The organism is Micromonospora phytophila, assembly GCF_023656545.1.
GTDB classification, from domain to species: Bacteria; Actinomycetota; Actinomycetes; order Mycobacteriales; family Micromonosporaceae; genus Micromonospora; species Micromonospora phytophila.
In genome coordinates this window covers 1-7,711 of record NZ_JAMOKF010000267.1, presented here as the reverse complement: position 1 = coordinate 7,711, position 7,711 = coordinate 1, and the positions used below count along the sequence as shown (strand labels likewise).

7 protein-coding genes are annotated in these 7,711 nt (G+C 73.5%); 2 read left to right on the top strand and 5 right to left on the bottom strand.

Going from position 1 to position 7,711, the window contains the following annotated elements; genetic code table 11:
• Positions 1-153 precede the first annotated feature (153 nt).
• From NCC78_RS24115 to NCC78_RS24100, 4 genes are all read right to left on the bottom strand, one after another.
• Positions 154-2,052, bottom strand: coding sequence for an ABC transporter ATP-binding protein (locus NCC78_RS24115; protein WP_250797229.1), 1,899 nt, complete (start codon positions 2,050-2,052; stop codon positions 154-156).
• A 98-nt stretch (positions 2,053-2,150) separates the two neighbouring features.
• Complete coding sequence (locus NCC78_RS24110) at positions 2,151-3,884, bottom strand: ABC transporter ATP-binding protein (protein ID WP_250797226.1); 1,734 nt, start codon at positions 3,882-3,884, stop codon at positions 2,151-2,153.
• Positions 3,878-4,345 carry a MarR family winged helix-turn-helix transcriptional regulator gene (locus NCC78_RS24105; protein WP_250797225.1) on the bottom strand — a complete coding sequence of 156 codons (468 nt, stop codon included), beginning with the start codon at positions 4,343-4,345 and terminating at the stop codon, positions 3,878-3,880. Before NCC78_RS24105 ends, NCC78_RS24110 begins: the two co-directional genes overlap by 7 nt.
• A gap of 25 nt (positions 4,346-4,370) precedes the next feature.
• The gene (locus tag NCC78_RS24100) at positions 4,371-4,814 is read right to left on the bottom strand and encodes a DoxX family protein (RefSeq protein WP_250797223.1); all 444 of its coding nucleotides are present in this window, start codon (positions 4,812-4,814) and stop codon (positions 4,371-4,373) included.
• An 84-nt stretch (positions 4,815-4,898) separates the two neighbouring features.
• Here NCC78_RS24100 and NCC78_RS24095 point away from each other — a divergent pair, with 84 nt between their 5' ends.
• Positions 4,899-5,468: a TetR/AcrR family transcriptional regulator gene (locus NCC78_RS24095; protein ID WP_250797221.1), complete on the top strand. Its 570-nt coding sequence runs from the start codon at positions 4,899-4,901 to the stop codon at positions 5,466-5,468.
• A gap of 7 nt (positions 5,469-5,475) precedes the next feature.
• On the opposite strand, the gene NCC78_RS24090 is transcribed toward NCC78_RS24095, so the two are convergent.
• Positions 5,476-5,919 carry a MarR family winged helix-turn-helix transcriptional regulator gene (locus tag NCC78_RS24090; protein WP_250797228.1) on the bottom strand — a complete coding sequence of 148 codons (444 nt, stop codon included), beginning with the start codon at positions 5,917-5,919 and terminating at the stop codon, positions 5,476-5,478.
• 165 nt (positions 5,920-6,084) lie between these two features.
• Here NCC78_RS24090 and NCC78_RS24085 point away from each other — a divergent pair, with 165 nt between their 5' ends.
• Entirely contained in the window at positions 6,085-7,710 is a 1,626-nt protein-coding gene (locus tag NCC78_RS24085; protein ID WP_250797220.1) for a DHA2 family efflux MFS transporter permease subunit, read from the top strand.
• Position 7,711: the final 1 nt, after the last annotated feature.

The window sequence follows — 7,711 nt, the reverse complement described above, 5'->3', positions numbered from 1 at the left end:
CGTCCTGCCCCCGATGCCGGCCGCCGACGCCGTCGCCCTGATCACCGACGCCGTCGCCACCCGCGCGCCGGACCTGCTGCCCGCGCCCCGCTGAGCCCGCGCCGCCCGGCCCCGTCGGTCGAGCGGTCGCGGCCGTCGGATCGTCGTCCACGGCTACCCCTGGACCGGCGCGGGCTGGGCGGCGGCGGCGAACTGGGACTGGTGGAGGCGGTGGTAGGCGCCCCGGGCGGCGAGGAGTTCCTCGTGGGTGCCCTGCTCGACGATGCGACCGTCCTCCATCATCAGGATCAGGTCGGCGTCGCGGATGGTGGAGAGGCGGTGCGCGATGACGAAGCTGGTCCGGTCCGAGCGCAGCGCGGCCATCGCCCGCTGGAGCAGCACCTCCGTGCGGGTGTCCACCGAGCTGGTCGCCTCGTCCAGGATCAGCAGCGACGGCTCGGCCAGGAACGCCCGGGCGATGGTGATGAGCTGCTTCTCGCCGGCGCTGACGTTGCTGCCCTCCTCGTCGATCACCGTGTCGTAGCCGTCGGGCAGGCTGCGGACGAAGCGGTCCACGAAGGTCGCCCGGGCCGCGGCCAGGATCTCCTCCTCGGTCGCGCCCGGCCGCCCGTACGCGATGTTGTCCCGGATGGTGCCGCCGAAGAGCCAGGCGTCCTGGAGCACCATGCCGATCCGGCCGCGCAGGTCGTCCCGGCTCATCGTGGTGACGTCGATCCCGTCGAGGGTGATCCGGCCGGCGTCCAGCTCGTAGAAGCGCATCACCAGGTTGACCAGGGTGGTCTTGCCGGCGCCGGTCGGCCCGACGATCGCCACGGTGTGGCCGGGCTCGGCGACCAGCGACAGGTCGTCGATCAGCGGCTTGTCCGGGTCGTACCGGAAGGAGACGTGCTGGAACTCGACGCGGCCGTGCGGGTCGGTGACCCGGGCCGGCTCGGCCGGGTCGGGGCTCTGCTCCTCGGCGTCGAGGACGGCGAAGACCCGTTCCGCCGAGGCCACCCCGGACTGGAGCAGGTTCGCCATCGAGGCGACCTGGGTCAGCGGCTGGGTGAACTGCCGCGAGTACTGGATGAACGCCTGCACGTCGCCGAGGCTCATCGACCCCGACGCCACCCGCAGCCCGCCGACCACCGCGATGGCCACGTAGCTGAGGTTCCCGACGAACATCATCGCCGGCATGATGATCCCGGAGACGAACTGGGCGCCGAAGCTGGCCCGGAACAGCTCGTCGTTCTTGGCGGTGAAGGCGGCCTCCACCTCGCGCTGCCGACCGAAGACCTTGACCAGCTCGTGGCCGGTGAACGCCTCCTCGATCTGGCCGTTCAGCTCGCCGGTGTGCGTCCACTGGGCGATGAACTGCCGCTGCGACCGCTTCGCGATCTGCTGGGTGACGATCACCGACAGCGGCACCGCGACCAGGGCCACCAGCGCCAGCAGCGGCGAGATCCAGAACATCATGGCCAGCACGCCGACCACGGTGAGCAGTGAGGTCAGCAGCTGGCTCAGCGTCTGCTGGAGGCTGGTGGAGATGTTGTCGATGTCGTTGGTGACCCGGCTGAGCAGCTCACCGCGGGGCTGTCGGTCGAAGTAGGGCAGCGGCAGCCGGTTGAGCTTGTCCTCCACGTCGGCGCGCAACCGGAGCACGGTCCGCTGGACCACCCCGTTGAGCAGCCAGCCCTGCCACCACATCAGCGCGCTGGCGGCCAGGTAGAGCGCGAGCGCCAGCAGCAGCACCCGCTCCAGCGCGGCGAAGTCGATGCCCGCGCCGGGGACCACGTCCATCCGGGCGAGCATGTCGGCGAAGCTGTCGTTCCCGGCCGCCCGGGCCGCGTCCACGGCCTGCTCGGCGGTGGTGCCGGCCGGCAGTTGCCGGCCGACCACCCCGCTGAAGATCAGGTCGGTGGCGTGCCCGAGGATCTTCGGCCCGATCACGCTGAACCCGACGCTGAGCAGGGCCAGCGTGATCACCGCGGCGAGGTGCAGCCGGTGCGGGCGCAGCCGGCCCAGCAGCCGCCGGGCCGAGGGCCCGAAGTCCATCGACCGCTCGGCGGGCATCCCGGCGCCCATCCACGGCGGGCCGCCGCGCTGGCCGCCGGGGGGCAGCCGCTTCGGCGTCCGCCTGTCGGCGGCCGGCTTCTGCTGGGGTACGGCGGTCACGCGGTCACCTCCGCGGTGTTCTGCGACGCCACGATCTCTGCGTACGTCGGGCAGGTCTCCAGCAGCTCGTCGTGTCGGCCCATCCCGACCACGCCGCCGTCCTCGAGCACGATGATCTGGTCGGCGTCGACGATCGTCGAGACCCGCTGCGCCACGATCACCACGGCGGCGTCCGCGGTGACCGGTCGCAGCGCCGCCCGGAGCCGCGCGTCGGTGCCGAGGTCGAGCGCGGAGAACGAGTCGTCGAAGAGGTAGATCTCCGGCCGGCGGACCAGGGCCCGGGCGATCGCCAGCCGCTGCCGCTGCCCGCCGGAGACGTTCGTGCCGCCCTGGGCGACGGCCGCCGCCAGCCCGTCCGGCATCGCCTCGACGAAGTCCCGGGCCTGGGCGATCTCCAGCGCCGCCCAGAGTTCCGCGTCGGTGGCGTCCGGGTTGCCGTAGCGCAGGTTGCTCGCGACGGTGCCGGTGAAGAGGTAGGGCCGCTGCGGCACCAGCCCGATCCGGCGCCACAGCTCGTCGGGTGCCAGCTCCCGGACGTTGACGCCGTCGACCAGCACCGCGCCGGCGGTCACGTCGACCAGCCGGGGGATCAGCGACAGCAGGGTGGTCTTGCCGGCGCCGGTGCTGCCGATGACCGCCGTCGTGGTGCCCGGCGTCACCCGGAACGAGATGTCCCGCAGCACGGGCTCGGCCGCCCCCGGGTACTGGAACCGCACGCCGCGCAGCTCCAGCTCGCCCCGGGTCGGCACCTCGGTGACGGGGCGCGCCGCGGGCAGCACGGAGGAGTCGGTGTCGAGCACCTCGACGATCCGCTCGGCGCAGACCGCCGCGCGGGGCACCATCATCAGCATGAAGGTGGCCATCATGACGGCCATCAGGATCTGCATCAGGTACTGCAGGAACGCGGTGAGCGCGCCGACCTGGATGGCTCCGTCGTCCACCCGGTGGGCGCCGAACCAGAGCACCGCGACGCTGGAGACGTTGAGCACCAGCATCACCACGGGGAAGATCAACGCCATCAGCCGGCCGGTGCGCAGGGCGGTGGCGGTCAGGTCCTCGTTCGCGGTGGCGAAGCGTCGCGTCTCGTACGGCTCCCGCACGAACGCCCGGACCACCCGGATGCCGGTGATCTGCTCGCGGAGCACCCGGTTGACCGTGTCGATCCGGGTCTGCATGAGCCGGAAGCCCGGCACCATCCGCCGGATGACCAGCCCGAGGGCGACGGCCAGCACCGGCACGCTGACCAGCATCAGCCAGGAGAGTCCGACGTCCTCGCGCAGCGCCATCACCACGCCGCCGACGCTCATGATCGGCGCGGCGACCAGCATGGTGCAGCTCATCAGGACGAGCATCTGCACCTGCTGCACGTCGTTGGTGTTGCGGGTGATCAGCGAGGGTGCGCCGAACCGGGCGACCTCTCGGGCGGAGAAGCGGTTGACGTGCCCGAACACCGCGGCCCGGACGTCCCGGCCGAACCCCATCGCGGTGCGCGCGCCGAGGAAGACCGCGGCGACCGAGCAGACGATCTGCACCAGGCTGACCGCGAGCATCCATCCGCCGCTGCGCACGATGTAGTCGGTGTCGCCCCGGGCGATGCCCAGGTCGATGATGTCGGCGTTGAGGCTGGGCAGGTAGAGCGACGCCATCGTGCCGACGAACTGGAGCAGCACCACCGCGAGCAGCGGCCGGTGGTACGGGCGCAGGTGCGTACGCAGCAGCCGGATCAGCATGTCGGGTCGAAGTCCGCCGTGCCGGGGTCCTCGCCGCTGCCGATGACCTCCAGGAGGAACTCCCGCACCACGGCGGCCTTCGCCGGATCGGCGTCGACCGAGGTGAGTGGACGGTGGGAGTGGATCAGCGCGGTCAGCGCGTCGAGCCGGGCCCGCCCGGCCGGGGTCAGCGCGAGCTTGACGCTGCGCCGGTCCGTTTCGTCGCGTTGCCGCTCGACCAGGCCGTCGCGTTCGAGGGTGTCGACGATGCCGGTGAGGGTTGCCGGTCGGACGAAGCAGCGCTCGGCCACCGTGCGGTGCGGCAGCTCACCGTGTTCCGCGAGGGTCATCAGGGTGACCATCCCGGCCTGGGTCAGCCCGTGTTCCTCGGCGAGGTAGCGGTTCCACCGCTGCCCGGTGAGGTGGCCGGCGACGACCAGCAGCCGCCCGAGCGGCACGTCCCGGAGTTGGATCAGGTCCATGGCAAGCAGGTTAGCTCCCTGAAAGTCAGGGCCCAAACGAAATTCCGGCCGCCGCCGCGACGAACACGACCTGGAGCACGGTCCGCGCTGCGAGCGGGGTGACCGGCCGCCCGGCCAGGGTCAGGCCGCGCCGGGCCGCCGAGACGTTGGCCGGGAACATGGCCAGCATCAGCAGGGCCAGTCCGGCCGCGGCCCAGCGGGCGGTCGTCGGGACGAGCAGCGCCGCGGCGCCGAGCAGCTCCAGCACCCCGGTGAGGGTGACCAGCAGCTCCGGCCGGGGCAGTCCCGGCGGCACCATCGCGACGAGGTCGGCGCGGCGGCCGGTGAAGTGGGCGACGCCGGTCAGCGCGAACATCAGCGCCAGGCCCACCCGCAGTGCCGGGTGCCAGCCGTCGAGCGTGGCCACGCCGGCCAGGCCGGCCAGCCGGGCGAGTGCGGTGCCGGTCACGAGCGCGATCAGTGGAACCATCTCCGAACCTCCTCGGGTCGATCTAGTCGCTGACAAGATTCCCCCTCGACGGGCAACTTGTCAATGCCAAGATAGGATGGCGGCATGACCGGTGCGCGCGGCTACCACCACGGCGACCTGCGTCGCGCCCTGCTCGCGGCGGCGGTGCAGGTGATCGAGGAGTCGGGCCCGGGGGCGCTGAGCCTGCGTGACCTGGCCCGGCGGGCCGGCGTCTCGCACGCCGCCCCGGCGCACCACTTCGGTGACAAGCCCGGCCTGCTCACCGCGCTCGCCGCCGAGGGCTTCGACCTGTTGGCCGAGACGATGTCCGACGCTGGTGGGGAGCTGCACGAAGCCGGCGTCGCGTACGTCGACTTCGCGGTGCGGCACCGCGCGCACTTCGAGGTGATGTTCCGCCCCGACCTCTACCGGGCCGACGCGCCCGAGGTGCAGGCCGCCCGGGAGCGCGCGGGTGCGGCCCTGCGGTCGGGGGTGGCGGCGTTGCCGCCGGAGCGGGCGAGCGCCGGCGATCCGCAGGGGGACGCCCTCGCCGCCTGGTCGATCGTGCACGGCTTCGCCACGCTCTGGCTGGCCGGCGCGCTGCCGGAGCGGGTCGGCGACGATCCCCGGGAGGCGGCGAGGGCGGTCATCCGCCGCCTCTTCGCCGCCCGCTGAGGGCGGGTCAGCCGGCCGGGCGGGAGGCGGGCGGGTCGTCGGGGGCGGTGGCGACGTAGTCGCGCATCACCTCGGCGATCTCGCGCAGGAACCCGGCGGTCGCCGCGGCCTGCTCCGGGGTCAGCCGGTCGACCGCGCGGTCGATCCCGACCAGCATCGGGCGCAGCGCCGCCAGCACCTCCTCGTGCGCGTGGTCGGTGACCCGCAGCCCCAACCGGCGCCGGTCGTGCGGGTGCGGGGTCCGCTCCACGTGGCCGGCGCGCACCAGCCGGTCCACCAGCGTGGTGGCCGAGGCCGAGCGGATGCCGAGCCGGTTGCCCAGCTCCACCGGGCCGAGCGCCTCCGGGCTGGCGACGAGCTGGTCGAGGGCCGCCGCGTCGGTGATCCCGATCCCCAGCCGGCGGGCGAGCGCGCCGCGGGTGTCTCGGGCGACGCGGAGCACGTCGCGCAGCGCGCGGGCGGCCTCGCTGGTCCCCGGCGCCCCGGCCGGTCCCCGGGTCGACCCGGCGTCGGCCGGTCGACCGGCGTTTCCCGGCCCCGTGGTTGACGTGACCCCGTTCACCGGCTAAAGCTAGCATGTCAGGTAGCTAGACAATCTAGCGATTGTGAGGCCCGCATGCGTGAGCGGACCCGCGGGCGCTGGTGGGGCCTGCTCGCCATCAGCCTCGGCGTCGCGACGATCATCGTCGACGCGACGATCGTCAACGTCGCGGTGCCCGAGATCATCCGCGATCTCGGGATCACCTCGACCGGCGCGCAGTGGGTGCAGGAGGCGTACACCCTGGCCTTCGCGGCGTTGCTGCTGGTCGCGGGCCGCTTCGCCGACCGGTCCGGGCGGCGGCGGATGTTCGCCGCCGGGGTCGTGGTGTTCGTGGCGGCCAGCGTGCTGGCCGCGGTGGCCGGCTCCGGCGAGGCGCTGATCGGCGCGCGGGTGCTCCAGGGCGTCGGCGCCGCGATGATCCTGCCCACCTCGCTCTCCCTGCTCAACGCCAACTTCCGCGGTCGCGAGCGGGCCGTCGCGTTCGCGATCTGGGGCTCCACCATTGGCGGCGCCGCCGCCCTCGGCCCCCTGCTCGGCGGCTGGCTCACCACCGAGCACTCGTGGCGGTGGGCGTTCGCCATCAACGTCCCGGTGGGTGCGGTCGTCATCGCCGCCACCCTCGCCCTGGTCCCCGAGTCGCGCGACGATCGCACGGAGCGCGGTGTCGACTGGCTCGGCGCGCTGCTGTCGGTGATCGGCATGACCGGCGTGGTCTTCGCCCTCATCGAGGGGCGCACCTACGGCTGGTGGGAACGCGCGGAGTCGTTCAACCTCCTCGGCGTCGACTGGACCGGCGGGATCTCCCCGGTGCCGGTCGCCGGCGGCCTGGGACTGCTCGCCCTCGCCGCCTTCGTTGGCCAGCAGCTCCGCCGCAACCGGACGGGACGGCCGGCCCTGCTCGACGTGTCGCTGTTCGGCGTCGGCTCGTTCCGCACCGGCGTGGTCGCCGCCGCGATCGTCAGCCTCGGCGAGTTCGGGCTGCTCTTCGCGCTGCCGCTGTGGTACCAGAACGTGCTCGGCTACAGCGCCTTCGACACCGGCCTGGCCCTGCTCCCGCTCGCGGTGGGCAGCTTCCTGGCCAGCGGCGTGGGCGCGGCCCTGACCCGGCGCCGGGGCGCTGTCCGGGTGGTGCAACTCGGCGTCGCCGCCGAGCTGGTCGGCGTGGCCGGGCTCGGCGTCGTCGTGGCGCCCGACACGACCTGGTGGGCGCCGCTCGGTTTCCTCTTCGTCTACGGGGTGGGCGTCGGCCTGGCCACCGCGCAGCTCACCGGTGTCTGTCTGCGCGAGGTGCCGGTGCGGCAGAGCGGGCAGGGCTCGGGCGTGCAGAGCACCGCGCGGCAGGTCGGCTCGGCGCTCGGCATCGCGGTGCTCGGCACGGTGCTCTTCGCCAGCCTGGGCGGCATCCTCGGCGACCGGCTCGCCGACCAGCCGGGACTCGACCCGGCCCAGCGCGACCAGGTGGTCACGGCGGTCAAGGAGAGCGCCGGCGCGGCCATCGGCGGCCTGGCCGGCGATCCGCGTACGGCGCCGATCGCCGAGGAGGCCAAGGTCGCCTTCTCCCAGGCCACCCGGTACGCGGCCTTCTCCGCCGCCGGCTTCCTGCTGATCGGCCTGATCGCCTGCGCCCGCCTGCCGAGGGACCGCCCTGAGCCGGCCGGCCCGCCCGCCGCTGTCGAGCAGGCGGCGGCAACGGTCGGCTGAG